The organism is Tritonibacter sp. AK171 (assembly GCF_030127025.1).
Taxonomy (GTDB): Bacteria; Pseudomonadota; Alphaproteobacteria; order Rhodobacterales; family Rhodobacteraceae; genus Epibacterium; species Epibacterium mobile.
In genome coordinates this window covers 2,983,715-3,007,041 of record NZ_CP126134.1, presented here as the reverse complement: position 1 = coordinate 3,007,041, position 23,327 = coordinate 2,983,715, and the positions used below count along the sequence as shown (strand labels likewise).

The 23,327-nt window shown below is 56.8% G+C and carries 23 protein-coding genes; 7 read left to right on the top strand and 16 right to left on the bottom strand.

Going from position 1 to position 23,327, the window contains the following annotated elements:
• Positions 1 to 25: 25 nt before the first annotated feature.
• The gene (gene secA, locus QNI81_RS14155; protein WP_283966919.1) at positions 26 to 2,719 is read right to left on the bottom strand and encodes a preprotein translocase subunit SecA; all 2,694 of its coding nucleotides are present in this window, start codon (positions 2,717 to 2,719) and stop codon (positions 26 to 28) included.
• A gap of 177 nt (positions 2,720 to 2,896) precedes the next feature.
• On the opposite strand from secA, the gene QNI81_RS14150 reads away from it, so the two are divergent.
• Genes QNI81_RS14150 through mutT form a run of 3 tightly spaced genes read left to right on the top strand, consistent with a single transcriptional unit; the run spans position 2,897 to position 5,413 of the window.
• Positions 2,897 to 3,748, top strand: coding sequence for a peptidylprolyl isomerase (locus QNI81_RS14150; RefSeq protein WP_114961955.1), 852 nt, complete (start codon positions 2,897 to 2,899; stop codon positions 3,746 to 3,748).
• Positions 3,749 to 3,779: 31 nt separating this feature from the next.
• Entirely contained in the window at positions 3,780 to 5,006 is a 1,227-nt protein-coding gene (argJ, locus tag QNI81_RS14145) for a bifunctional glutamate N-acetyltransferase/amino-acid acetyltransferase ArgJ (protein WP_283966918.1), read from the top strand.
• Positions 5,003 to 5,413: an 8-oxo-dGTP diphosphatase MutT gene (gene mutT / locus QNI81_RS14140; protein ID WP_005607784.1), complete on the top strand. Its 411-nt coding sequence runs from the start codon at positions 5,003 to 5,005 to the stop codon at positions 5,411 to 5,413. Before argJ ends, mutT begins: the two co-directional genes overlap by 4 nt.
• A gap of 519 nt (positions 5,414 to 5,932) precedes the next feature.
• On the opposite strand, the gene infB is transcribed toward mutT, so the two are convergent.
• From infB to pip, 6 genes are all read right to left on the bottom strand, one after another.
• Entirely contained in the window at positions 5,933 to 8,446 is a 2,514-nt protein-coding gene (infB, locus tag QNI81_RS14135) for a translation initiation factor IF-2 (protein WP_065334766.1), read from the bottom strand.
• Positions 8,447 to 8,454: 8 nt separating this feature from the next.
• Positions 8,455 to 9,072, bottom strand: coding sequence for an RNA-binding protein (locus tag QNI81_RS14130; RefSeq protein ID WP_005618812.1), 618 nt, complete (start codon positions 9,070 to 9,072; stop codon positions 8,455 to 8,457).
• 28 nt (positions 9,073 to 9,100) lie between these two features.
• A complete protein-coding gene (gene nusA, locus QNI81_RS14125) occupies positions 9,101 to 10,717 on the bottom strand; it encodes a transcription termination factor NusA (RefSeq protein ID WP_005618810.1) in 1,617 nt (538 codons plus the stop codon).
• Positions 10,717 to 11,328, bottom strand: a complete 612-nt coding sequence (gene rimP, locus QNI81_RS14120) for a ribosome maturation factor RimP (protein WP_039983425.1) — start codon at positions 11,326 to 11,328, stop codon at positions 10,717 to 10,719. Before rimP ends, nusA begins: the two co-directional genes overlap by 1 nt.
• A 236-nt stretch (positions 11,329 to 11,564) precedes the next feature.
• Positions 11,565 to 12,416 carry an ABC transporter substrate-binding protein gene (locus QNI81_RS14115; RefSeq protein WP_283966917.1) on the bottom strand — a complete coding sequence of 284 codons (852 nt, stop codon included), beginning with the start codon at positions 12,414 to 12,416 and terminating at the stop codon, positions 11,565 to 11,567.
• On the bottom strand, positions 12,413 to 13,393 hold the full coding sequence (gene pip, locus QNI81_RS14110) for a prolyl aminopeptidase (RefSeq protein WP_283966916.1): 981 nt from the start codon (positions 13,391 to 13,393) through the stop codon (positions 12,413 to 12,415). Before pip ends, QNI81_RS14115 begins: the two co-directional genes overlap by 4 nt.
• A 51-nt stretch (positions 13,394 to 13,444) precedes the next feature.
• On the opposite strand from pip, the gene ubiG reads away from it, so the two are divergent.
• Positions 13,445 to 14,188 carry a bifunctional 2-polyprenyl-6-hydroxyphenol methylase/3-demethylubiquinol 3-O-methyltransferase UbiG gene (gene ubiG / locus QNI81_RS14105; RefSeq protein WP_283966915.1) on the top strand — a complete coding sequence of 248 codons (744 nt, stop codon included), beginning with the start codon at positions 13,445 to 13,447 and terminating at the stop codon, positions 14,186 to 14,188.
• Between the two features lie 298 nt (positions 14,189 to 14,486).
• Here ubiG and QNI81_RS14100 read toward each other — a convergent pair whose 3' ends face one another.
• From QNI81_RS14100 to QNI81_RS14085, 4 genes are all read right to left on the bottom strand, one after another.
• Positions 14,487 to 14,927, bottom strand: coding sequence for a MarR family winged helix-turn-helix transcriptional regulator (locus QNI81_RS14100; RefSeq protein WP_005618801.1), 441 nt, complete (start codon positions 14,925 to 14,927; stop codon positions 14,487 to 14,489).
• Positions 14,927 to 15,757: a carbon-nitrogen hydrolase family protein gene (locus tag QNI81_RS14095; protein ID WP_283967890.1), complete on the bottom strand. Its 831-nt coding sequence runs from the start codon at positions 15,755 to 15,757 to the stop codon at positions 14,927 to 14,929. Before QNI81_RS14095 ends, QNI81_RS14100 begins: the two co-directional genes overlap by 1 nt.
• Before the next feature lie 7 nt (positions 15,758 to 15,764).
• Entirely contained in the window at positions 15,765 to 16,022 is a 258-nt protein-coding gene (gene grxC / locus QNI81_RS14090; RefSeq protein ID WP_005618799.1) for a glutaredoxin 3, read from the bottom strand.
• 71 nt (positions 16,023 to 16,093) lie between these two features.
• Positions 16,094 to 16,825, bottom strand: coding sequence for a double zinc ribbon domain-containing protein (locus QNI81_RS14085; protein WP_283966914.1), 732 nt, complete (start codon positions 16,823 to 16,825; stop codon positions 16,094 to 16,096).
• Between the two features lie 11 nt (positions 16,826 to 16,836).
• Between QNI81_RS14085 and QNI81_RS14080 the strand changes: the two genes are divergently transcribed.
• Positions 16,837 to 17,670, top strand: coding sequence for a class I SAM-dependent methyltransferase (locus QNI81_RS14080; RefSeq protein WP_283966913.1), 834 nt, complete (start codon positions 16,837 to 16,839; stop codon positions 17,668 to 17,670).
• Positions 17,671 to 17,780: 110 nt separating this feature from the next.
• Positions 17,781 to 18,842, top strand: coding sequence for a ferrochelatase (hemH, locus tag QNI81_RS14075; protein WP_283966912.1), 1,062 nt, complete (start codon positions 17,781 to 17,783; stop codon positions 18,840 to 18,842).
• Between the two features lie 90 nt (positions 18,843 to 18,932).
• On the opposite strand, the gene QNI81_RS14070 is transcribed toward hemH, so the two are convergent.
• Both QNI81_RS14070 and QNI81_RS14065 read right to left on the bottom strand, forming a co-directional pair.
• On the bottom strand, positions 18,933 to 19,115 hold the full coding sequence (locus tag QNI81_RS14070) for a hypothetical protein (protein ID WP_005618794.1): 183 nt from the start codon (positions 19,113 to 19,115) through the stop codon (positions 18,933 to 18,935).
• 139 nt (positions 19,116 to 19,254) lie between these two features.
• On the bottom strand, positions 19,255 to 19,872 hold the full coding sequence (locus QNI81_RS14065; RefSeq protein ID WP_283966911.1) for a L,D-transpeptidase: 618 nt from the start codon (positions 19,870 to 19,872) through the stop codon (positions 19,255 to 19,257).
• Positions 19,873 to 20,039: 167 nt separating this feature from the next.
• Here QNI81_RS14065 and dalA point away from each other — a divergent pair, with 167 nt between their 5' ends.
• The gene (gene dalA / locus QNI81_RS14060; RefSeq protein WP_009178137.1) at positions 20,040 to 20,534 is read left to right on the top strand and encodes a divisome-associated lipoprotein DalA; all 495 of its coding nucleotides are present in this window, start codon (positions 20,040 to 20,042) and stop codon (positions 20,532 to 20,534) included.
• A gap of 100 nt (positions 20,535 to 20,634) precedes the next feature.
• Here dalA and QNI81_RS14055 read toward each other — a convergent pair whose 3' ends face one another.
• The 3 genes from QNI81_RS14055 to QNI81_RS14045 all read right to left on the bottom strand — a co-directional run bounded on the left by QNI81_RS14055 (position 20,635) and on the right by QNI81_RS14045 (position 23,284).
• A complete protein-coding gene (locus QNI81_RS14055; protein ID WP_039983420.1) occupies positions 20,635 to 21,150 on the bottom strand; it encodes a L,D-transpeptidase family protein in 516 nt (171 codons plus the stop codon).
• A 76-nt stretch (positions 21,151 to 21,226) separates the two neighbouring features.
• Positions 21,227 to 22,012, bottom strand: coding sequence for an ion transporter (locus tag QNI81_RS14050; RefSeq protein WP_009178244.1), 786 nt, complete (start codon positions 22,010 to 22,012; stop codon positions 21,227 to 21,229).
• Between the two features lie 27 nt (positions 22,013 to 22,039).
• Positions 22,040 to 23,284, bottom strand: coding sequence for a class I SAM-dependent RNA methyltransferase (locus tag QNI81_RS14045; RefSeq protein ID WP_283966910.1), 1,245 nt, complete (start codon positions 23,282 to 23,284; stop codon positions 22,040 to 22,042).
• Positions 23,285 to 23,327: the final 43 nt, after the last annotated feature.

The following is a 23,327-nucleotide window of genomic DNA, read 5'->3' as shown; positions in this document are numbered from 1 at the left end:
GGCAGTTAGACCGCCCAATTGCGCATCAGCCCAGCCGACCGTGGCAGTGTTTAAACTTTTTCCCAGATCCGCAGGGGCATTTGTCATTGCGCGAGGGATTACCCCAAGTTGAGGGGTCGTCTTCGACAAAACCCGCAAGCGGTTCTTCTGAGGCGTCTGCACTGGCGGGCGCTGCGGCTTGCTGCATCCCAGCCTGACGGGCGGCCATTTGCATCATCATCTCGCGCTGCTCTTCTTCGCTGAGCGGGCGCACACGGGACAGCTGCTGCGTCACCGTTTCGCGCAGTGAATCGAGCATGGATTCAAACAGCTGGAAGCTCTCGTTCTTATACTCGTTGAGCGGGTCACGTTGCGCATATCCACGGAACCCCACAACAGAACGCAGGTGCTCCAGCGTCAGAAGGTGTTCGCGCCATTTGGCGTCAATGGATTGCAACAACACCTGCTTTTCGATGTTGCTCATACCTTCCTGACCAAACGCTTCCACCTTTTCGGCCATGAGCTTGTCAGAGGCCTCGATGAGACGCTCGCGGATTTGCTCGTCATCGACCCCTTCTTCTGCGGCCCACTCGACCACAGGAACGTCGATGCTGAGCTTATCGCGCACATCCTCTTGCAGGCCTTTGGTATCCCACTGGTCGGCGTATGTCTTGGGCGGCATGTAGAGGTCGATCAGATCGTCGATCACCTCATGGCGCATGTCCGTGACAATCTCATGGGTGTCATCAGACGCCATGATTTCGCGGCGCTGTGCAAAAACCACCTTCCGCTGGTCATTCATCACATCGTCGAACTTCAGCACGTTCTTGCGCATGTCAAAGTTGCGGCCTTCGACCTTGGCCTGTGCGCGTTCCAGCGATTTGTTCACCCACGGGTGAATAATCGCCTCGCCTTCTTTCATGCCAAGTCCAGAGAGCAGCTTGTCCAGACGCTCAGACCCAAAGATACGCATCAGGTCGTCTTCGAGGCTGAGGTAAAAGCTGGTGCGGCCCGGATCACCCTGACGACCGGAGCGGCCCCGCAGCTGGTTGTCGATACGGCGGCTTTCATGGCGCTCAGAGGCCATCACATACAAGCCACCAGCATCAAGCACCTTTTGTTTTTCCTCGGCGTGCTTAGCTTCTTCTTCTGCGCGCAACGCAGCAGGATCAGCGTCCGGGTTGGCCTCAAGCGCTTCCATCACCTTCAGGTCGATGTTGCCACCAAGCTGAATATCCGTGCCTCGACCGGCCATATTGGTGGCGATGGTCACAGCACCCAAGCGGCCTGCGTCGGCAACGATCTTGGCTTCTTGCTCGTGGTGGCGCGCGTTGAGGACGTTGTGTTCGATCCCCTCCTGCTGCAACAAATGGCTCAGCAGCTCGGATTTCTCAATCGAGGTTGTCCCCAGCAGAACCGGCTGACCCTTTTCATGTGCAACCTTGGTTTCTGCAATCATTGCCGCATATTTTTCGTTGGCTGTGCGGTAGACCTGATCGTCCTCGTCCACGCGGGCAATTGGCCGATTGGTCGGAACTTCAACCACGCCAAGGCCATAAATCTCGGCAAATTCTTCGGCTTCGGTCATGGCCGTGCCGGTCATGCCCGAGAGTTTGTTATAAAGACGGAAGTAATTCTGGAACGTGACCGAGGCCAGTGTGGTGTTTTCAGGCTGGATCGTTGTGCCTTCTTTGGCTTCGATCGCCTGATGCAGGCCTTCCGACAGGCGGCGCCCCGGCATCATTCGGCCCGTAAACTCGTCAATCAGCACAACATTGCCGTCGCGCACGATATAGTCCTTATCGCGCTGGAACAGCTTGTGCGCACGCAGTGCTTGGTTGACGTGGTGCACCACGGTGGTGCTTTCCGGGTCGTAAAGGCTCGCACCTTCCTCAAGCAAACCGGCCTTTAGAAGCGAGTCCTCAAGGAACTCATTGCCTTCTTCGGTAAAGGTCACACCACGGGTTTTCTCGTCGATCTCATAATGCTCTTCGTCAAGCGTCGGAATCAGCTTGTCGATGGTGTCATAGAGTTCGGACCGATCTTCGGCGGGACCGGAGATGATCAAAGGGGTGCGTGCTTCGTCGATCAGGATCGAGTCGACCTCATCCACGATGGCAAAGTTGTGCTGCTTTTGGAAAACCTGATCCAGCGAAGGCTTCATGTTATCGCGCAGATAGTCAAAGCCCAGCTCGTTGTTGGTGGCGTAAGTGACGTCACACTCATAGGCGGCCATCTTTTCCGCCTCGGGCTGATTGGAGTAGATCACGCCAGTGGTCATCCCCAGTGCCTCGAACACCTTGCTCATCCACTCGCTGTCACGCTTGGCGAGATATTCGTTCACCGTAACAACATGCACACCCTTACCCGTGAGTGCGTTCAGATACGCGGGGAAGGTCGCCACAAGGGTTTTACCTTCACCCGTCTTCATCTCGGAAATGTTACCTTGGTGAAGGAACGTTCCGCCCATCAACTGGGTGTCAAATGCGCGAAGACCCAAAGCACGACGCGCGGCTTCGCGAACATTGGCGAATGCTTCGGGCAGAAGATCATCAAGGCTTTCACCAGCAAGAGCCCGCTTGCGCAGGTCTTCGGTCTTGTCCTTTATCCCCTGGTCGCTCAGCGCCTCGAACTCAGGCTCCAGCGCGTTGATTTTTGCAATCAGCGGCCGTGTCGCCTTGATTTTGCGGTCATTCGGCGTGCCGAAGACCTTTTTGGCGAGAGTTCCGATACCCAGCATGTGCGCTCCAAAAGTCCTGTTCACGGCCTTGTTTAGCGGCAGGCTTGCCCGCCGTGTTCGCAACCCATAAACAAAGGTGGAAAGACGGTCCTGCCGCAGGCCCTATGGCGATGTAAGGGGCAGGAAAATAAGTGTCAACGCCACGACCCGCCGTGGCAGGAATATAGGAAGGTTTCCATGCGCAAAGGTCTCACTTTTTTGCGGAGCGTCGCATTTGCGGCTGCTTTCGGCCTCGCGGCACCTGCATATGCCGAACTGAATGCCAATACGGTGGTCGCAAAGGTCAACGGTGAAGAGATCACTGTTGGAAATATGATCGTCGCACGCGCCAAACTGCCCGCCCAGTACCAAAGCCTGCCAGATGATCTGTTGTTCAAGGCGCTGCTGGACCAATTGATTCAACAAACCGTTCTTAAGCAACAGCTACATGGCGACACCCCAGAGTACGTGCGTCTGTCGGTCGAGCACGAGGAGCGGTCTCTGCTGGCGTCCGATGTCATCGAATCCGTGATGGAGGATGCTCAGACCGAAGACGCGATCCGCGATGCCTATGATGCGCGCTACAGCAGCGATGATGGTGGCGACGAATTCAACGCCTCTCATATCTTGCTGGAAAGCGAAGAAGATGCCGTGAGCATCAAAGAGCAACTTGATGCAGGTGCGGATTTTGCGGCATTGGCCAAGGAATCCTCCACCGGACCAAGTGGCCCCAACGGCGGTGAGCTTGGTTGGTTTGAAAATGGTCGCATGGTGCCGGAGTTTGAAGCCGCTGTCGCCGAGATGCGTCCGGGTGAGGTTTCTGACCCGGTGCAGACCCAATTCGGCTGGCACATCATCAAGCTGAATGACCGCCGCAAACTGGAAGCCCCGGATTATGAAGACGTCCGCGAAGAGATCGGACTTGAACTGGCACAACAAGCGGTTGAGGATCGAATCAATCAGTTGACCGCCAGCGCAACGATTGACCGGCCTGAAATCGAAAATCTCGAGCCTTCAGTTCTGCGCGACATGAGCCTGATCGAGAACTGATCTCACATCATTTTCAAACTGGAAGACCAAAATGGCAAAAACCCTGCCCCGCTCTCCGCTTGCCCCCGCCACTTTTCCCGCTCTGCCGGAAATCGGCGGTCTGCGTTTCGCATCCACCGCAGCTGGGGTGCGTTATCAGGGCCGAACGGATGTCATGTTGGCGGTGATGGACCCCGGTACTTCGGTCGCCGGTGTCTTCACCCGCTCCGCAACGCGCTCGGCTCCGGTTCTGGACTGTCAGGCCAAACTTGGCAGCAACACCGAGCAAGGTGCTGCCATTTTGGTCAACTCCGGCAACTCCAACGCCTTTACCGGTCACTACGGCCAAACCTCAGTTGCGGAGATCACTGCCGCTGTTGCCGATAAAACCGGGCTGCCGAAGGATCGCGTGTTTACCGCCTCAACCGGTGTGATCGGTGAACCCCTGCCCCACGACCGTATCCTGTCCAAACTGGACGAGTTGAATGGTGCTCTGTCTGCCTCGGCAATGAAAGACGCCGCCGAGGCAATCATGACCACGGACACCTTCCCCAAAGGGTCTGCTGCGACTGTCGATATTGACGGCACGCCTGTTCAGATCGCAGGGATCGCCAAAGGATCGGGCATGATCGCTCCGGATATGGCTACGATGCTGGTCTATATCTTCACCGATGCTGTGTACGACCAAGGCAAACTACAGGCGCTGTTGTCGGCAGAGAACGATACCTCGTTCAACTGCATCACCGTCGACAGCGATACCTCAACATCCGATAGCCTGATGCTCTGCGCAACAGGGGCTTCGGGCGTGGATGCCACCGATCACCCTGCCTTTACTGAGGCCTTGCGAGGCGTCATGCTGGATCTGGCCCATCAAGTGGTGCGCGACGGCGAGGGTGCCGCGAAATTCGTTGAAATCCAGATCACAGGTGCAGCAAGCGATGCCGACGCCAAGATCCACGGTCTGGCTATCGCAAACTCTCCGCTGGTGAAAACCGCGATCGCGGGCGAAGATCCCAACTGGGGCCGCGTCGTCATGGCGATTGGGAAATCCGGCGCCAAGGCAGACCGCGATCTGCTGTCGATCTCTTTTGGTGATGTTCTCGTGGCTGAAAAAGGTTGGGTCGCCCCTTCTTACAAAGAAGAACTGGGCGCGGCAGAGATGAAGAAAGAAGAGATAACGCTGAAAGTAGATCTTGGGCTAGGTGACGGAAGTGCAACCATCTGGACCTGCGATCTGACCCATCAGTACATCACGATCAATGCGGACTATCGGTCATGAGCGAACAGAAAAAGGTCGTTCTAGTCTCTGCGGTAGCGCTCATTGATATTGAAGGCCGTATCCTTCTGGCACAGCGCCCAGAAGGCAAATCGATGGCGGGGCTGTGGGAGTTTCCCGGTGGCAAAGTCGAGGAAGGAGAGACCCCTGAAGTCGCCTTGATTCGCGAGCTACAGGAAGAGCTTGGTATCAACACCTGGTCCAGCTGCCTTGCCCCACTAACCTTTGCGAGCCACTCTTATGAGAAGTTCCACTTGTTGATGCCGCTTTTCGCCTGCCGAAAATGGGAAGGCATTCCGCAGGCACGCGAAGGTCAGGTGCTGAAATGGGCCCGTCCGCAAGAGTTGCGGGACTATCCTATGCCCCCCGCAGACATCCCACTGATCCCAATTCTACGAGACTGGCTCTAAAGCCGCTGAGATCGTTAATTCACCAATACGACCCCAGATCTATTAGGTTAGGTCTGGGGTTTTCTATATGTAGATGTGCCCAGCGCCCATCGAAACCTTTTGTTAACCATTTTCCGGCAACCTGAACGTGTTTTCATCGGGATGGCAGGATCACTCAGAACAGAACAACCTCTAAGGTTTAGATATCCGAACTCATGTGGCAGCACCTCATGGTTTGACATCGGATACGTGTCAGAACACCTCGTTCACCGCTACTTGCGGGACAATCTATCAGCAGATGTGTTGTCAGGGCAGACAATACAGACGTTCCCGGCGCAAAGGCTACGGCAGCTCCAATACCGGGAATGTAAACTCATAACCGAAGGCGAGGCTGGCAGCACCGTCTTCGGTTTTTTTATTGTACCGCCTTAAAATCAAGACATCACCTCAGATGCAGCGATCTGATTAAGAGTAGGTTTTGCAACGAAAAAGCCCCGGCCATTTCGAACCGGGGCTTTGATATTTGATCTGATATCACGATCAGTCGAGGGTGCGGGTAACTTCCTCGCGCTCGAAGATCTCGATGACATCTTTCGGACGGATATCATCGTAGTTCTCGAATGCCATACCGCATTCCTGACCCGACTGAACCTCGGATACTTCGTCTTTGAAGCGCTTCAGGGTTTTCAGCGTCCCTTCGTGGATAACCACGTTGTCGCGCAGCAAACGGACACCGGCGGAGCGGCGTGCCACACCTTCGGTGACCAGACAGCCAGCAACTTTGCCGACGTTGGACACTTTGAAGACGTCCTTGATCTCGGCATACCCGATGAAGTTCTCTTTGATCTCTGCCGAGAGCAGACCGGAAGCAGCCGCTTTGACGTCATCCACAAGATCGTAGATCACCGAGTAATACCGGATCTCCACGCCTTTTTGGTTGGCGGTGTTGCGCGCGGAGGCATTGGCACGGACGTTAAAGCCCATGACCGGCGCGCCAGACGCTTCGGCGAGGCCGATGTCGGTCTCGGTGATGGCGCCCACACCGGAGTGCAGAACACGCACGCGAACCTCGTCGTTGCCGATTTTTTCCATCGCCTGGACGATCGCCTCGGCGGAGCCCTGCACGTCAGCTTTCACAAGGATCGGCAGCTCGGAGACGCTTTCGTCATCCTTGGCCTTCTGCATCAGCTGTTCGAGCGTGGTCGCCGCACCAGCAGCAGCGCGCTTTTCCTTGGCAGCATGTTCGCGGTACTCGGCAATCTCGCGCGCCTGAGCTTCGGTCTCGGTCACGTTCAGAACGTCACCTGCCTCCGGCGTACCATTGAGACCCAGAACCTCGACCGGAACCGAAGGTCCTGCTTCCTGAACGCGCTCGCCCTTGTCGTTGATCAGCGCACGGACCTTACCGTACTGCTCACCCACAACGAAGATGTCGCCCTGACGAAGTGTACCGGTCTGAACCAGAACGGTTGCAACCGGACCACGGCCCACGTCGAGCTGTGCTTCGATCACTGCACCCTGTGCCGCACGGTTCGGGTTAGCTTTCAGTTCGAGAATTTCTGCCTGCAGCGCAATCGCTTCGAGCAACTCATCCAAGCCTTGGCCAGTGTGGGCAGAGACTTCTACGTCCTGAACCTCACCGGACATCGCCTCAACGATAACCTCGTGCTGCAGCAGCTCTGCGCGCACCTTGTTCGGATCCGCAGCAGGTTTGTCGACTTTGTTGATCGCAACGATCATCGGAACACCAGCAGCCTTGGCGTGGTTAATCGCCTCGACAGTTTGCGGCATGACCGAATCATCGGCAGCGACCACAAGAACCACGATATCCGTCACCTGCGCACCACGAGAGCGCATGGAGGTAAAGGCCGCGTGGCCGGGTGTATCAAGGAACGACAGAACCGCGCCGCTATCGGTTTTGACCTGATAGGCCCCGATGTGCTGCGTGATGCCGCCTGCTTCGCCTGCAACAACCTTAGCGTCACGAATCGCATCCAGAAGCGAGGTCTTACCATGGTCAACGTGACCCATGATGGTGATGACCGGCGGACGCGATTGCAGATCTTCTTCTTTGTCTTTGATTTCCTTGATGACGTCTTCAACGTCAGCATCGGAAACGCGAACGACCTTGTGGCCAAACTCTTCGATGATCAGCTCAGCGGTGTCAGCATCGATGGTTTGGTTCTGCGTGACCATCATACCCATGTTCATGAGCGACTTCACCACGTCAGCCACACGCTCTGCCATGCGGTTTGCCAATTCGGAGACCACAATGGCTTCGGGCAGCTGCACGTCGCGAATGATCTTTTCGCGCTCAACCTGACCCATGGCTTTTTGACGGGCGCGCTCTTGCTTGCGCTTCATGGATGCAACGGAGCGCTGGCGTCCGCCCTCCCCACCAGTTGCCTGGCTGAGGGTCAGTTTACCAGAACGGCGTCCACCGTCGTTACGGCCCTTGGCACCACGACCACGCTCTTCGCGTTCGCGCTCTGCCTTGCGAGGGCCCACCGCAGGTTTCGGCGCACCGCCACCGGGTGCAGGGCGCGCAGCAGGCGCGGCGCCTGCGTCCGCTTTGGGCGCAGCAGCGGCAGCTTTGTCGGCAGCAGCGCGCTTTTTGGCGGCTTCTGCTTCTTCCTGACGTTTACGCTCTTCTTCCTCGGCCTTTTGGCGTGCCTTTTCTTCGGCCTCGCGCTGTTCGCGCTCTTTGGCCTCTTGTTCGGCACGGCGGCGCTCACGCTCTTCGGCGCGGGCCTTCTCTTCGGCCTCACGCTGGGCGGCCTCGTCGGCCTCGCGCGCCTTCGCTGCCTGAAGTGCCTTCAGGCGGCGGTCCATTTCCGCATCAGAAATACCAGCAGGGCGCCGCGAAGCATCGCCGGCAGCAACGCCACCGGCGCCGCCTTTGCCTGCGCCCGGCTTGGGGACAACCACGCGCTTACGCTTGGTTTCCACCACAACATTCTTGGTCCGACCGTGGCTAAAGCTCTGTTTCACATTGCCGGGTCGAGACCCGCTACCACGAAGACCCAATGTCTTTTTGCCGTCACTATCGCTCATAAAGCTCTTTATCCTTCCGTGCGGCCGATGCCGCCCTTTTCGCGCAAACCCTGCAATCGCTGGGCTTCCTCTACAACACGTTGGCTGAGTCCACCAGAGGCGAGCGCGGCATGTATGACAGTTTCACGCCCAAAAGCCATCCCAAGCTCGTCTGCCGTCATGCATCCGATGTATTTGCCGCGGTGCGGCGTGCTCAGTTTTGACTTCCCTCGCCCGGACCCGTCGGAGGCTTGGATCAGAACCCGGGCCTCTTCTTTATCCAACCAATCCTTGACCTTCTCGTAACCACCCACGGCATCTCCCGACTTGCGGGCAAGGCTGATCAGGTCAACCAACCGGCGCAGCACCAGCCGCTCCACTTCGTCGACCAGACCATCCTGAACCGTCACCTGCGACTTGAACCCGCGTGCAAAGATTTTCTTCTTCACCGCTTGTTCTAGCGCCGCCTTCGTGGCGGAGACATAGACTCCACGACCCGGCAGCTTTCCCATTACATCGGGATAGACCTGATTATCAGGCCCCAGCACAAAACGGATCAGCCCGGCCTTGGGCTGTGTCTCGCCGGTAGCGAGACATTTCCGTTCTGGCCCGTCAGCACGGGATTTTTCTGCACCACCACGGGTCATTCACATCTCCTCAGAGCAGGGAAGCCGGTCAGGCTTCCGCTTCTCCTTCGGCTTCTTCCTCGAGATCTTCGGCATCGGATTCAAGTTCTGCCGGATCCACCCAGCCGAGCATGATGCGTGCCGTCATCACTAGATTTTGCGCCTCTTCAAGGCTCATATCGAAGGGTTCGAGAATACCTTCGTCCTTCACACGCTCGCCATTGACAGTGGTCCAGCCCCCCGCCAGTTCCCAGTCGGCGCAAGTTGCGAAGTCCTCGAGCGATTTCACATCGTCCTTCGCAAGTGCTTCCACCATCTGGGGTGTCAGGCCCTCAAAGTCAATAAGGCTGTCCTCAGCGCCCATGCTGCGCGCATTGTCGAGCGCCGCCTTGGCTTGCGCTTCGAGGTAGTCACGGGCCCGCGCCTGAAGCTCTTCTGCGGTGCCTTCATCGACACCGTCGATGACCAGAAGTTCGTCAAGCTCCACATAGGCAACCTCCTCGAGGTTGGTGAAACCTTCAGAGACCAGCAGCTGGGCGAAGAACTCGTCCAGATCGAGGGTTTCCATAAACAGCGCGGTGCGTGCTTCGAATTCTTTCTGACGACGTGCGGATTCTTCTTCTTCCGTCATGATGTCGATATCGAGGTTCGTCAGCTGAGACGCCAGGCGCACGTTCTGACCGCGGCGGCCAATGGCGAGCGACAGTTGCTCGTCCGGTACCACCACTTCGATTTTGCCCGCTTCTTCGTCCAGAACCACCTTGGACACTTCTGCAGGTTGCAGCGCGTTCACAAGGAAGGTTGGCTGATCTTCGTTCCACGGAATGATGTCGATCTTCTCACCCTGCAGTTCGTTCACAACCGCCTGCACACGAGAGCCGCGCATACCCACACAGGCCCCGACCGGATCGATCGAGTTGTCATAAGACACAACGGCGATCTTTGCGCGCGAACCGGGATCACGGGCCACAGCTTTGATTTCGATGATGCCGTCATAGATTTCCGGCACTTCCATCTTGAAGAGTTCGGCCATGAATTCCGGCGCGGTGCGGCTGAGGAAGATCTGCGGACCGCGCGGTTCGCGACGTACATCCTTGATGAAGCAGCGGATACGGTCGTTGGGGCGATAGCTCTCGCGGCCGATTTTCTCGTTGCGACGCAGGATGCCTTCGCCGGAACCGATATCGACGATGACGTTGCCGTATTCCTCGCGCTTGACGACGCCGTTGATGATGGTGCCGTTGCGGTCCTTGAACTCTTCGTACTGACGATCGCGCTCAGCTTCGCGTACCTTCTGCAGAATAACCTGCTTGGCCGATTGTGCTGCAATCCGGCCCATTTCGACCGGGGGAACCTCATCAACGATGGTATCGCCGACGGAGGGGCTCTCCATATATTGCTTAGCTTGCGCCACGGTCAGTTCGGACTGGTAGTTTTCCAGTTCCTCGTCCTCAACCACGGTACGCACACGGGTGAAGGTCGCCTTGCCGGTTTTGCGGTCGATGGAGACACGAATGTCCATCTCGCTGCCGTAGCGGCTCTTTGCGGCACGGGCGAGGGATTCTTCCATCGCTTCGACCACCAGATTGGGGTCGATCATCTTTTCACGTGCCACGGCCTCGGCGGTTTGCAACAGCTCCAGCTGGTTTGCAGAGGTGATAGCCATTACTTGTTCTCCTCTTCGGACCCTGCGGTCCCTTCTGCGGACCCTTCGGTCTCGATGTCGTCAAAGGCGTCTTCGTTCAGAACACCAGCGGCCTTACGCTGGCGCAGCATTTCTTTGATGAGGTCGTCGGTCAAAACCAGCTTTGCATCACTCAGCCAGTCGAATTTCAAACCGATGGTCACGGTCTCACCGTGTTCCTCGATGTTGATCAGGACCTCGTCGTCCTCAATACCTGCCAGTTCACCTTTAAAGCGACGGCGGCCATCAATCAGATCAGCGGTTTCCAGTTTTGCCTCGTAGCCTTCGAACATGTCGAAGTCCTTGAGACGCGTCAAAGGACGGTCGATTCCAGGGCTGGAGACCTCAAGCGTGTAGGCATCAAGGATCGGGTCTTCGACATCGAGCGTCGCGCTCACAGCGTTAGAGATCGCAGCGCAATCATCCACCTCGATCCCGCCATCGGGACGATCGGCCATGATCTGCAGTGTCGTGGCTTTGCCAGACATCAACCGAATACGGACCAGCTCATAGCCCAGATCCTCGATCACCGGTGTGATAATCTCGGCTAGGCGGCGGTCAATCGCGGCTTTGGCTATCAGGTCGTTGGTCATCAGACCTCCAAACACAAAAAAACGGGCCCGCGGCCCGTCGAAATCAATCAAAGGTGCCTCAGGACCAGAGCCCGACGCGCCGCTGTTGAGCGTGGATATACGCGCGTGCGCATCGTTTGGCAAGTGTTTCCTCCTGATGCGCCTTCCCTGCCGAATTGTCCCGGCGGATCACTGCGTTGGCGCGGGGGCGATTTTACGCGATACACCTGCATCGCCCCATCCACACCAGCCCCGAATCAGGCCATCCACCACCGTTCCGCAATGCGATACTCATCCAGCGGTGCTCGGGCAGAAATGCGCGGCGGCAAGGCCACATGTTTCGCCGCAGCCAGAGCCACATCATCATCTGAAGGGTGGAAATGGAACTGTCCCTGCAAACCCTTTGTCACTGGCAGGGCGGCCACATCAACAAACCCGTCGCGCAGTGCTTCTGCCCGAACAGAGGGGTCTGGGATCACGATCAAATCCAGCGCATCTAACCAGCCTGCAATCTCTGACCTGTAATTGCCTTCCGTCCGGCGGGCACGAAAATGGCGCTCGTCCTGCGCACGATCCACCCGATAAAGTCCCGTTCCGTTCAAATCTGCGAGAGCGGCACAGACATCGCCGTCCGACGCGATCACCAAGCCAGTATCCGCCAATCGATACGGCAGATGCGGGCTCCCGTCTGCAAGATCAAACACAACATCGCCCGTTGAAGAAAGATCAAGACTGCGCAGCCCCGCAATTTGCAATTCACCAGTGAGCAGATGCGCCTCGATTGACGCGATAACATCTGCCCCGGTCATCAACCGCCCATCGTGGAATGATACCTCCTGACGCAGACGAAACTCCCAGCGGCGCGCGGTCTCATCGCTGCGCCAACCGGTCGCGAGTTCCCCTCTCAGCACCCCATCCGGAGCCACTTCGGTGAGCTGGTCATAAACGGCAGCGCGCGCAACACGCGCCAGAAACGCGCCCTCGCGCGGAACCGCAACACGCAACGTCCCCCCACGACGCGGCGTCTGCGCCATCCCCGCACCCGTTGCCGCCAGCAAGGCAGCAGCCGCACCACTGGCAAAAAGCGCACGACGATCAAGCCGCTTCATACCACCAAATCCTCTGCCAGCTGATCCATGCACCGAACAAGTGCCGCGCTGATCCCCGGTTCGGAGAGCGCATGCCCCGCATTTCGTACCATGATCAGATCGGAATTCGGCCATTCCTGATGAATGCTATGCGCCGCTTCCGGAGGGCAAATCATGTCATAGCGCCCCTGAACGATCACACCGGGAATATGGGCAATACGCCCCATATTGGCGAGGATCTGGCCATCCATATGCAAAAAGCCGGCGTTAGAGAAATAATGATTCTCCAATCTTGCGAATGCGCGTGCGTAATCTCCGGGGCTCTCACCCGAAACACCGTTTGAATACACAGACGCCAGCGCATTCTCCCACGCAGACCACGCCCTGCCAAACCGTATCTCTTCGTCGCGATCCCCGGAAAACAGGCGTCTGTGATAGGCTGCAATCAGATCGTGCCGCTCGTCCTCTGGTACAGGATCGGTAAATCTTGCCCATGTTTCAGGCCAGAATTTACCCGCGCCACCGCCATAAAACCAATCCAACTCCGCCTGCGTCATAAGGAACACCCCACGCAGGATCAGTTGTGTCGTGCGATCAGGGTGTGTTTGCGCGTAAATAAGCGCCAGCGTCGCCCCCCAACTGCCGCCAAAGAGCATCCACGAGTCGATATCCAATAGCTCGCGGATCTGCTCCATATCCGCGACCAGATGCCATGTCGTATTATCCTCACAGGACGCATAAGGTCGGGAGCGACCACATCCGCGTTGGTCGAACAGAATAATACGATACACCTTAGGATCAAAATAACGTCGCATTGCCGGGCTGGTACCGCCGCCGGGCCCTCCATGGCAGACAATCACCGGCACCCCATCGGGGTTCCCACATTGCTCCATGTAAATCCGGTGCCCCTGCCCCACGTCCAGCATCCGCTGATCGTAGGGTTCGATCGGCGGATAGAGAAACTGCACTGCGCGCTTTTGATCCGGGTATTTGTCCATTACTGACCTAAATTATCCTCTGAACTCACAAGAAAACACACGGAGACAGGAATGCAAGCGCAACAGTCCACGGTTGACCCCTCCGAAATCGCCAAATTCGAGGCGATGGCGGCTGAATGGTGGGATCCGAACGGAAAGTTCAAGCCCCTGCACATGCTAAACCCCTGCCGTCTCGACTATATTACACGTCAGATCGCCGGAGAGTTTGACCGTGATCTGACCACGAATGCTCCGTTTGCTGGCTTGAGAATTCTTGACATCGGTTGCGGTGGTGGTCTGTTGAGCGAACCAATGGCCCGCCTTGGCGCTGAAGTCGTCGGCGCGGACGCGGCAGAAGGTAACTTGCCCATAGCCCGAATCCATGCAGAACAGTCCGGACTCAAAATCGACTATCGCCACACCACTGCCGAGGCGCTTGCAGACGCCGGAGAGGCCTTTGACGTGGTGCTCAACATGGAAGTCGTCGAACATGTGGCTGATCCGCTCAGCTATTTGACAGCGACTGCGCAGCTGCTGAAATCGGGGGGATTGCAAATTTGCTCTACAATTAATCGCAACCCAAAGAGCTACGCCATGGCAATTTTCGGAGCAGAGGTCGTCATGCGCTGGCTACCGCGTGGCACGCATGAATGGGCGAAATTCATTACACCGGATGAGTTGTTTGAACTGTTGCAAAACGCAGGACTTAATCCCGTGGACCGCAAGGGTTTCGTCTTCAATCCAATCCTGTGGAAATGGTCGATATCTGATCGTGATCTCAGCGTGAATTACGTAACGGCAAGCACAAAATCGTAGTCGTCTCAATAAAGCTGCAACGATATATGGTGAAAAATTCATTCTGCGGCTTGCGTGATTTGCGCTCATATACTTTAGTATACTTACGCATCCCATCGCACCGTTGTGTGGAACTGCGCACCTGAATTATTGTGGATATCAACACGTTTCCACTTTGGCTCGGTACGACGCTCCACACGTGATGAGCCTGTCGCGAAGCGTGTAATTGGGGACGCACTCACACCACTCACGGCCCCACCAATTTAAAAGAGCGCTGGAATTAACCAGCGCTCTTTTTCGTTTGGGTTATGAAATGAGATCAGTCCTCGATTTCGAGTTTTCCGCGAAATTCTCGCAAAATGGGAAGCGCCGCACGCACTCGGTCTCCACCCAGTTCGGTCACCACTTCGGAAATCATCGGAATGATTGAGGCCAGCGCTGCATCGCGTGCTTTGCGACCTGCGGGGCTGATCGCAACCATTTTGCGGCGCGCATCGTCCCAGTCCGGGCGCACATGCACATAGCCTGCCACCTCAAGCTTGTTGATCGTATTCGTCATGGCGCCGCGCGTGACATGAAATGCCTTTGCCAGCTGCGCCGGAGAACGCTCCAGCCCCGCTCGGGCGAGATGGTTGAGCACCGAAAAATGCGACAGTTCCATTCCCTTGGGCAAGGCTTTCCCCAGCCGGGCGCGGGCCAATTGGTCCGCCATCAGGATTTCGCTGAACAGCGAAATGGCAAGGGAATGATTCTCATCCATCAGGGTCCGTCAAACTCCCGGTCATGGCTCAGTGAAGGGACGCGTTTGCGTGCCTTTTTCACCGCTTCGAGATCAAGGTCAACGTAGGTGTTGCCGACTTCAGTGCCTGCATCGGCCAAAACCTCCCCCCAAGGCGCAATTGCAAGGGAGTGACCGTAGGTTTGGCGGCGCGCGCCTCGGCTCGTTGGATGAACACCGGTCTGCGCCGCAGCCAGCACGAAACAGCCGGTTTCAATCGCCCGTGCACGCAACAGGCTGTGCCAGTGCGCAGCTCCTGTGACATGACTAAAAGCGGCAGGCGCGGTCAGAATCTCCGCACCGCCCTTGGCAAGACGGCGATGCAATGCCGGGAAACGAACGTCATAGCAGATGGTCATGCCGACTTTGGCAAAGCCCGCATCGGCGACCACCGCCTGCGTTCCGGGCCGATAGCCATCAGATTCGCGATAGGTTTCTTCTGGCGTGACCTCCACATCAAACATGTGGATTTTGTCGTAACGTGCACAGATTTCACCCGTGGGTGAGATCAGGAACTGCCGATTGGCGAAACGGCCATCCGCATCCTCAGTTTTCACCCCGATCGACCCAATAGAGAGCCAGATCCCATGGCGCGCAGCAGCGTCACGCAGCCCCGCAAGTGTCGGATCATCGTCTTCAAAGTGCAAAACGGCGCGCTGATGTGTGCGGCTGGTGGACAGGCAGTTGGTTACCTCGGGCGTGAGAACAAACTCCGCCCCCTCCGTGACGGCGCGCGCGATCATGTCACGCACCGTCGCGAGGTTTTCCTCTGGCATATCAGAGGAGCACATCTGCAAAAGGGCCGCGCGCACCATCAGATTAGGCTGCCAACAACGGGTCGAGCTTACCTGCGCGATCTAACGCATAAAGCTCGTCACAGCCTCCGACGTGGATCTCGCCGATAAAGATCTGTGGTACCGTGCGGCCCCCATTAGCGCGCTGGATCATCTCCGATTTGCGATCAGGATCGGCCAGCACATCAATTTCAGAAAAGCTCACCCCCTTCTGAGTCAAAAGGCGCTTTGCCGCGTGGCAAAAACCGCAAAGGGGAGAAGTATAGATTTCGACCGGTTTCATATTGGTCTCCGTAGGCGTTGCTCATGGGTTTTGCGCGATGTGGGCACCTTTATCAAGCATTGCCAGAGTTTTCACGCTGCCGTGACCCGCGCGAGGACAACAACGCTCACGCCATCAGCCCCCGCATCGATGCACGCCCGCGCACAGGCAGAAAGTGTCGACCCGCTGGTCATCACATCATCCACCAAGAGCACCTGCCTTCCGGTCAGTCGCTCACTCATCCGTGGGTTTGGCCTGATTGCATCGGCCAGAAGAGTCATCCGTTCTGCCCGGCTGCGCCCTTCCAACATGGGCGTTTTTGAGACTCTAATTAGGGCATCGGGGCAACATTCGCAGCCCTCACGCGCCGCAAGCGCCTGTGCCAGTAATGCGGATTGATTATACCGGCGCCGCAAAAGTCGTGTCCAATGCAACGGAACCGGCACCAAGAGCGGCCTGCGGCTAAGAAGATCGCGTGCCGCACGTGCCATCCAACCGGATGCAGGCCGTGCCAAATCCGTTCTGTCTCCGTGTTTGAGCGCGAGCACCAAGCGCCGCCCCTGCCCGCCATACAGGATCGCAGCCCGCCCTTGCTCCCAATCTCGTGGGCTGCTCAAACACTCATCGCAGTGTACGCTCTGCCCATCCGCCTCACCAGGAAGCGGCACACCACAGCAATCGCAGACCAACCCAGAAATAAACGTCGTATCGCGCCAACAGGCGCTACACAGGCCGAAATCTCTCTCGACCAACCCGCCGCAGTTCAAACAACGCGCGGGGTAGACCAGTGAAACTGCCGTTTGAATCCGTGCCCGCAACGTCATAGGTACACCTCATGACAAAAGAACCGATGGCTCATCCCCAGATCTTTGACCGTGACGCACTGCAATTGCGTCGCGCCCGGCGCAAACCGGAGGCGATGTTTCTGCACGACTTAGCCAGAGACGAGATCGAGGATCGGCTCAGCATGGTTAAGAGAGTCTTTACCAAGCCCGCGATTATCGCGCCTTTTGCGGAGCCTTGGGCGGACCTGCTGCCTGACGCAAAGATCATCTCGGATGAGGATGTTTTGGATCTGGAGCCAAAAGCGCATGATCTGGTGATCCATGTGATGGCGCTTCATTGTGCCAACGACCCGGTGGGGCAGTTGATCCAGTGCCGACGCGCGCTGCAAGAAGATGGATTGCTGTTGGTTGTAACGCTTGGCGGTCAAACCCTGCACGAATTGCGCAGCGCCCTTGCGGAGGCAGAGACCTATGTCAGCGGAGGCCTGTCCCCGAGGGTTGCACCGATGGGCGAAATTCGTGATCTCGGCGCTCTTTTGCAAAGGGCAGGATTTGCCCTCCCGGTCGCGGATCTTGTGCCCCTGACAGTTCATTACCGCGACCTTGCGCATCTGATGCAGGATTTGCGCGATATGGGTGAAACCAACACAATGTCTCAGAGGTTGCGCAAACCCACGCGCCGTGCGGTGTTTACACTTGCCGATCACATCTACGCTCAGAACTTCGCTACAGAAGACGGCCGGCTCGCCGCAACCTTCGAGATGGTGTGCCTGACGGGTTGGTCGCCAGCCGACAGCCAGCCCCAACCCCTGCGTCCCGGTTCCGCCAAGGCACGTCTCGCGGATGCGCTGAAGGTGCCGGAGACCAAACTGCCCGAGGGCTGACGATAACCTGAGCCAATGGTCGCAGTGAGATGATCCAATTGGCCTTTCCCGCCGTATCGACGTAACACTCGACACACTATTTGTTTTCATACCACACAGGACCCTTGCCCATGCTGGATGCGACCTCAACTGCGACCCGCCCTGACAATGCCCCTGCGGATCATCCGCCGGTCAAGGCGGAAAAGGTCGGCATCCTGCTCGCAAATCTCGGAACCCCGGATCACTACAGCTATTGGCCGATGCGCCGTTACCTGAGCGAATTTCTCTCGGACAAGCGGGTGATCGATTATCCGTCGTGGAAATGGCAGCCGCTGTTGCAACTGATCATTCTCAGCAAGCGCCCCTTCGCCTCTGGTGAGGCTTACAAGTCGATCTGGAATCACGACAAGGGCGAAAGCCCGCTGATGACGATCACCAAGGACCAGACCAACGCCATGGCAAAGGCGATGGAAGAGATCTACGGCGACCGTGTGATGGTGGACTTCTGTATGCGCTACGGCAACCCTTCCACCAAATCGAAGGTCGAAAAGATGATCGCCGCCGGGTGCCGCAAGATCCTCTTTGTGCCGCTTTATCCGCAATACGCTGGCGCGACCTCCGCAACCGCAAATGACCAGTTCTTCCGCGTGTTGATGGATCAGCCCTGGCAGCCAGCGGCGCGCACGATCGAGCCCTATTTCGATCATCCCGAATACATCGACGCGCTCGCGAAATCGGTCGAGGACGCCTATGCCAAGATGGAAAAGACGCCGGACATTCTGGTCTGTTCTTACCATGGCATGCCCAAGCGCTATCTGATGCAGGGCGATCCCTATCACTGCCAATGTCAAAAGACGACGCGACTGCTGCGCGAGCGTTTGGGTTGGGACGAATCACAGATCACAACCACGTTTCAGTCGGTCTTTGGGCCCGAGGAATGGCTGCGCCCCTACACGGTCGAACATGTCGCGGAGCTTGCGAAACAGGGCAAGAAGAACATCGCGGTGATTGCACCGGCCTTCTCGGCGGACTGCATCGAGACGTTGGAAGAGATCAATGAGGAGATCTTTGAGAGCTTTGAGCACGCAGGCGGTGAAGACTTCACCTATATTCCCTGCCTCAATGACAGCGACGCTCATATTTCCGCCCTGTCGAGCGTCATTCGCAACAATCTCAAGGGCTGGCTCGACTAAGCTACCCTGTATGAAACAAGGGTATCCGGAGCGAGCAATAAAAAAGGCGGCTGGAGATCCAGCCGCCTTTCTTGTTCTTTAGAGCAACGATTAGTTGCTTGCAGCAGCAGCGGCCACGATGACCAGCAGCAGCAGCGGCAGAAGGATGCCGGAAGAAGAACCGGTTGCTTCTTCTACGATAACCGGTGCTTCAACGATCGGCTCAGCCAGGTTACCAGCGGATGCAGCGGAAGCGGCAGCGACCAGTGCGGCAGCAATAACGAGTTTTTTCATATTAACCTCCAGGATACGCGCACAGCACACATATGATGTGCGCACTCAAGACTTACCTCGTGAGTTTTTTCTAAGCGGGATTCCCACCGGATTGCAATTGCTTGTTAAATGCTTCTCATCCAGCTTGCAGCGGTTGTCGTCAAATTAGCAACACCTGAGTGCCGGATCGGGTGAGTTTGTAGAGCTCAGCGATGTGTTCGTTGTAGAGACCGATGCAACCGTTAGAGGATTTACGGCCAATTTTGCGCGTATCGTGCGTGCCGTGGATTCGATAGTACTTCCAGCTCAGGTAGAGCGCGTGCGTTCCAAGCGGGTTATCCGGGCCCGGCGGAATATACGCAGGCCATTCAGGATTGCGCTTGCGCATGTTGGGGGTCGGTGCCCATCCCGGTCCTTCGACCTTACGCACAATCTTGGTACGGCCGCGACGTGTCAGATCGTCACTTAAAGGTACAGAAGACGGGAATAACTTGTAAACACTCTGATCTTCGGACCAGAAGTGAAGCGCCCGGCTGTCAATATCCACAAGGATCGCCCCACGGCGCAAATTGTCAAAATAAGGCCGCCAGCTCTTGGCGCGAAACGAAGATATATTGCGCTTGACGTTAGGTTCCGGTTCCGGCGGCGGGCGCAGCGGATCAAAGGCCGGCTCTTCGGCATCAGGCAGCGATTGTGCCAGCGCCGGAGTCGCCAGAAGGGATGCGGATCCGGCGAGAAACTGCCGGCGTGATGTTAGAAAAGTGATTTTGCGTGTCATCAGAAAGTTCTCTCTGGCTGAGGGCTCTGGTGCGGAGCAGTCTATGGCTGGAATGCCGCAGTCGCAATTCAATCCCCTGAAATCTCGTGAAAGTGAAGCTGCCGGGTTTGCCTATAAGTCACAGGAAAGCTATGGGACGCTGTGATCGAACACTTTTAGGGTTTAGAATGACACGCGTATTCCTGCTTCTGGCTACACTGACGAGCTTTGTCCTTGCGGCATGTACAACTGGCAACGATGGCAGCGCGACCGGGACCGGTGTCTATAAGATTCGCAATGAGGAACGCACACAGTTCCGCATGCTTGATTCTGTAAACGCTCTGCGCGAAGCTGCGGGAAACCCGGCTGTTCAGCTCGACAGTAAACTAAACGCTGCCGCTGCAACCCATTCCCGCGATATGTCCGTACAAAACCGCCCATGGCACTTTGGCTCTGACGGCTCCTCGCCGCTCGATCGTGTGGCCCGGGTTGGATACTCCGGTGCCTTGGTCGGCGAGAACATCGCAGAAACATATGAGAACGAAGTACAGACTCTCACTGCTTGGATGGAAGATAAGGGCACCCGCTCTGTGATTATGGACGCCAAAGCGCGCAACATGGGGTTTTCGTGGTTCCAAGAATCCAATGGTAAGATCTGGTGGACTCTGCTGATGGCAGAATGATCAGACGCCGTTTATGTCTGACATAGAATCAAGGCCGCACTCAGATGAGGGCGGCCTTTTTTGTGGTCTGCAAATCTGTTGCGAGCCTGAGAAGAATGGCTCAGGGGCGCAGAGTGATGGTTGTGCCGTCATTCACCATGGACCAGATCTCTTCGATTTCTTCATTGCTCACCGCAATGCAGCCCGCTGTCCAATCTTGCGTGCGCGCCGCCCGGCGTCGGTCAGCGCGATCATTGGGCTCCCCATGGATGAAGATATCACCGCCCGGACTTGCACCAAGTGAGCTGGCATATGCTCGGTCAGCTGCATTGGGATACGAAATTCCAAGCGAAAGGTAGAATTGGCTGCGAGGGTTGCGGCGGTCGATACGATACGTCCCCTCCGGCGTGCGGCCATCACCTTCGATTTGTTTGTGGCCAACCGGAGCAAAGCCCAGCCCGACCTCATATTCTTTTAGAACCTTAGTTTCATTCAACAAATACATCCTGCGGCTGCCTTTATTGATCACAATAGAAGTGACCGGAGGGCCGTTGTAACGCCGAATATTGGGGCCGCTAGAACATCCTGCTGCTCCGAGGGTGGCAAGTATACCTGCCCCGAATGTACGCCTGTGCATGGTTTTGATCTGTCCGCTCGTTTTTGCTTTGTGCTCTTGGCTTAATAATACATCAAACTTGGTTAAGAAAAGATAATCACTTTTGCGTCTTTTCATCCTGAAGCCGCGCGATCCGTGCTTCGATCGCTTCCAGACGTGTCAGTACCTGATCTCGATAGGCATCGGTGCGTTCGCCTTCTTCTTCAGAATGCGCATCCTGCATAGAGTTCACGATCAGACCCACCAGCAGGTTCACCACCGCAAAGGTTGTGACCATGATAAATGGTACAAAGAACGCCCAGGCGTAGGGGTAGACATCCATCACCGGCCGCACGATCCCCATCGACCAGCTCTCCAGCGTCATGATCTGAAACAGTGAGTAGGCCGAGAGAGCGAGACTGCCGAACCATTCCGGGAAGTTATCCCCAAACAGTTTCGTGGCCATGACAGAGCCAATGTAGAAAATGATCGCCATCAACAGGAACACCGACCCCATGCCGGGCAATGCGGTGATGAACCCCTCGACCACACGGCGCAGGCGCGGGGCGACGGAGATCACGCGTAGGACACGCAAGATCCGCAGCGCCCGCAACACGGAAAAGCCCTGAGCACCTGGCACCAATGCAATGCCAACGATCAGGAAATCGAATATATTCCAGCCGTTTACAAAGAACCTCAACCGCCGCACGATCAGTTTGGCCGCGATCTCCAGAACAAAGATGACCAAACACAGCTTGTCGATCAACAAAACCAGATCCCCAGCACGCGCCATGATCGTATCGGAAGTTTCCATTCCCAATGTCACCGCATTCAGCAGGATGACGGCGGTGATGAACCGGCTAAACCCATCGCTGTCCAATACGGATTTCATTCGATCAATCATTTAAAAGGCGCTCCTTAGGATTCGGGGTCAGGACAGGCTCAACGACGCTGCCAGCTCCGTATGCGATGACCAACGGAACTGGTCAACGACCTGCACCCAATTCAATCTATACCCAGCGGAAACAAGCACTTCGGCGTCGCGGGCAAAGGTGATCGGGTTACAGGACACATAGGAGATAGTGGGCAGCTTTGCTTTCGCCAACTCCTGGACTTGCGCCTCGGCGCCAGCGCGTGGCGGATCAATCACCACGGCATCATAAACCTGCCCAAACTTGCGCAGATCCTCGACAAGAAGCGGGTTACGGAACAGATCGCGTGTCTCAGTGGTGACTTTCTTGAGGCCCTGCGCTTTACGCCAACCTTGCTCAAGCGCTTGCATCATTTCACGCTCACCTTCGACCGCGTGCACCTCGGCACCCGTCGCCAAAGGCAGCGAAAACGTACCGGCCCCGGCAAAAAGATCCACGATGCGGCGGGCACCGCCTACGGCATCCCGCACTGCTGATACCAGCGCCGCCTCACCTTCAGGTGTCGCTTGCAAGAATGCACCGGGTGGAGGGCAAACGCGCGCAACACCGAACCGCTGTGTCGGTGGTTGCTCCATGCCCAAAGGTTCATCATCCCATGTAAGCCGCGCCAGCTTGTGGCGCTCCACCGCCTGCGCCAACTGAATGCGCAATGGCCCATCGAGCGATTTGCCATTGCGAACCAACACATCGAGCCCCACCTCTGAAGTCGTGATCGTCACAGACAAGGGGGCTTTGCGGCTGGCACCAATAATCGCCAGATCCTCAGCCATAGGCAGCGCAGCCATCAGGTCAGGAGCCAAAAGATGGCAATCGGGTATCTCTGTGATGACGTCCGAGGCCCGCCCGTGAAAGCCTGCCATGGCACCTTTCTTGGTCCGTTTAACCGCAATTGTCGCGCGCCTGCGGGAGTGCGCCGGTGAGGTCAAAATTGGCTTGAATTCAGTCTCTAACCCGCGTGATAGCAGGGCGTTTCGAACGATATCCGTCTTCCACTGCGCCACAAAATCATCGCTTACGTGCTGCAGCTGGCAACCACCACAAGATTTGTAGTGGCGACACGGCGCTTGAACGCGATGTTCTGAGGGATGTTCAATTCTAATGTCAGTGAGGGATTGCCCCTGCACGACACCGGTGACGATCTCTCCGGGCAAGGTGCGCGGTGCGAACAAAGGACCGGAGGCGATCCCGTCGCCTTGGTGTCCCAAACGTTCAATCGTGGCTCTGGTTCTGGCTGCGTCTGTCATGCGCCTGCATTACCGCGAGAGCGGAATTGGCAAAAGCCAGAAA